This window comes from Arsenophonus sp. ENCA, from assembly GCF_002287155.1.
GTDB lineage: Bacteria > Pseudomonadota > Gammaproteobacteria > Enterobacterales > Enterobacteriaceae > Arsenophonus > Arsenophonus nilaparvatae.
Genome location: NZ_NHNG01000544.1, coordinates 1 through 2,469, shown reverse-complemented (window position 1 = coordinate 2,469; position 2,469 = coordinate 1). Strand labels below are relative to the sequence as shown.

The following is a 2,469-nucleotide window of genomic DNA, read 5'->3' as shown; positions in this document are numbered from 1 at the left end:
GCACTGCCGGGGCTGATTAACCAGACCCACCGGAAAATCCGGGAAGCGTCGGCAGATGGAGCTTACGATACCCGTTACTGCCATGATGCTCTGCTGAGGAAAAAAATCAGGCCGCTTATCCCACCGAGAAAAGGTGGACAGTATTGGCCCGACAAATACCATGAACGCAACCATGCCGTGGCGAATCAGTATCTGAGCGGTAACAATGACGTCTGGAAGAAAAAAACAGGTTATCACCGGCGTTCAGTGGCTGAAACCGCGATGTTCCGCATCAAAACCTTGCTGGGCGGTCATCTGAGCCTGCGAGACTATGACGCTCAGGTAGGTGAGGCGATGGCAATGGTTAAGGCGCTGAACCGCATGACGCTGCTGGGCATGCCGAACAGCATTCGCATTGCATAATGGGAGTACCGGCGGGAGTCATCCTGTCCGCTACCTCTGATTTATTCAACAAAGCCTATTTGAATAAGAAAACAACACTTGATTTCTGTTTTCTTGCTATTTGAATATGAATAGCGCATAATGCGTGCCTCTATTGTTCATATAGAGCCATTCAATGGGGTCCTGTTGGTTCTCCCGCAGTGTTAACTTGTTAACTTGGTCAGGTCTGGAAAGAAGCAGCCATAGCAAGGGGTGTATGTGCGGGGATGTCGCTGACAGGACTCCGCCAGTTTAACATTTCTAAGATATTTATACTTTTTTCAGATAAAATTAATCCAGTTAATAAAAATTGTTTTTATGTTGAAAGTTGCTAAATTAATTCAATATGGTTGGTTTTTTACTTAGAGAAAAATTTTCAATTAATTTGATGAATTTTCATTTTAATCTAAATGCCAGTTTTTGGTTTAGTTTTTATAGAAAAATAAGATTATGTAAAATTATGAATTTTGATTAATGATGCAATTGAATTATTAATTAAAAAATAAATAGCATTGATTCTTTTCATGAATAGCTATTGTTTAGATATGGTTTTTATTAATGAAAAAGAGTTATGATTGAGTGAGGATAATTATAGGGTTATTTTTTGATTAAGTGAAAATATAAATATGGTTCATTGTTTAATCTAATAACGTAAGCAACACCACGATATAATTATCCGTGCAATGAATGAATATTTTAAGTTATATAGTTATTAATAAAAGCCGATAACGGCTATCGGCTAAAATTATAACCATATCCTATCTGATAAAGGAAAGATTTACTTATTAACGAACATATTTCCAAACTGACGAAGGAATTTTGTCATAAAGTTTATTCATTGTGAGCTCTGCTAACCTATGGTCTGCGGCAGAATAAAATAATTCAAGTTCGTCTTCAGATAATTCATATTTGTTTTTTTCGATTACGCGCTCCAATGTTTCGATAGTCGTACATTTTCTTAAGCGCCTCAGATAGTCAATTTTAGTCATAATTTCCTTTCTTTAAATTATAGATGTATAAAATATGAATGTTATTGGCTGTTGCGTCAAGTGTTACTTAATGAATATTTTATATCATTTGTTAATATTTCAGCCAAATGCTCATTCATTTTTTGCCAATCAGAAATATCTGTTAGGCTCATTATAGGTTTACCAAATAGGTTATAAGTTTCATCCAAATATTCGTCAATAAAAATAAAAAGGTTTACGTTATTCGGATATTTTAATTTAAATTGACCAATAAAATCTGTGATATGATCAATTAATACATTAAGTTTAACGCTTTGAGCGGAACCAAGATCATTTTTCCAATGGGTTTTTGTCCTATGCAAAGTTAACATCGCTTCACGATATAGAGCATCACATAAATACTTTAGCACTAAGATATCATAACTCCTTGGTGAGTACTGATCCATAATCACCTCCATTTAAACCACAGATTACGGGTTATTACTCATTTTTATTGCATAATACTGCTAAAGATGAAGAAATTACCATTGAATTAATATATTGTTTTATTTTTTGTAAAATCAAAACACTATTAATTATGATTGTTACCAAAATTATAAATAGGTGTCGATAAACAATCAGAAGAATCTAGATAATTTATAAAATTTATACTTGTGTGAGTATAGTAAAAGTAAAGCAAACAGCCTACTGGATATTAATATAGCACTATTATCGCATAAGTCACTATCTCTGTATAAAGTTTTTTGTTATATGATGTTAATCAAGCAACTAATCTAGAGCAAAATATCAAATATATACAAAAATTTACAGTATTACTGTGTTATTTTATTATTATTTATTTTTTTATTAAAAAATAAGTTCTAGTCATATATTTAGAGTTATTTTTCATTTATTAAAAAACATGTTTACTTAAAAGGCCAGAATATCTGGCCTTTTAATGGAAATATTACTAATGGGCACCTCGAAAAACCTAAGCCGAGTTTGATTTTGCTGATAAAGTTATCGGAAGCTGGTCTACTGAGCTAACCACCATGAAGAAACGCAGCGCCATTAAGAATGACCTCTTTGCAAACCAGTATCA

General features: G+C 33.3%; 3 protein-coding genes and 1 other RNA gene. 2 read left to right on the top strand and 2 right to left on the bottom strand.

Annotated elements, in window-relative coordinates; translation table 11 throughout:
- Together CBG25_RS14145 and ffs are read left to right on the top strand one after the other, a co-directional pair.
- Window positions 1-402 (top strand): transposase (locus tag CBG25_RS14145; RefSeq protein ID WP_290607401.1); only part of this gene is annotated, 402 nt, incomplete at its 5' end.
- Window positions 403-565: 163 nt separating this feature from the next.
- Window positions 566-662: signal recognition particle sRNA small type (ffs, locus tag CBG25_RS14140), an RNA gene on the top strand.
- 543 nt (window positions 663-1,205) lie between these two features.
- Here ffs and CBG25_RS14135 read toward each other — a convergent pair.
- Both CBG25_RS14135 and tomB read right to left on the bottom strand, forming a co-directional pair.
- Window positions 1,206-1,409 (bottom strand): HHA domain-containing protein, encoded by a 204-nt coding sequence (locus tag CBG25_RS14135; RefSeq protein WP_290607399.1) that lies wholly within the window; start codon window positions 1,407-1,409, stop codon window positions 1,206-1,208.
- Window positions 1,410-1,465: 56 nt separating this feature from the next.
- Complete coding sequence (tomB, locus tag CBG25_RS14130) at window positions 1,466-1,834, bottom strand: Hha toxicity modulator TomB (RefSeq protein WP_290607397.1); 369 nt, start codon at window positions 1,832-1,834, stop codon at window positions 1,466-1,468.
- Window positions 1,835-2,469 lie beyond the last annotated feature (635 nt).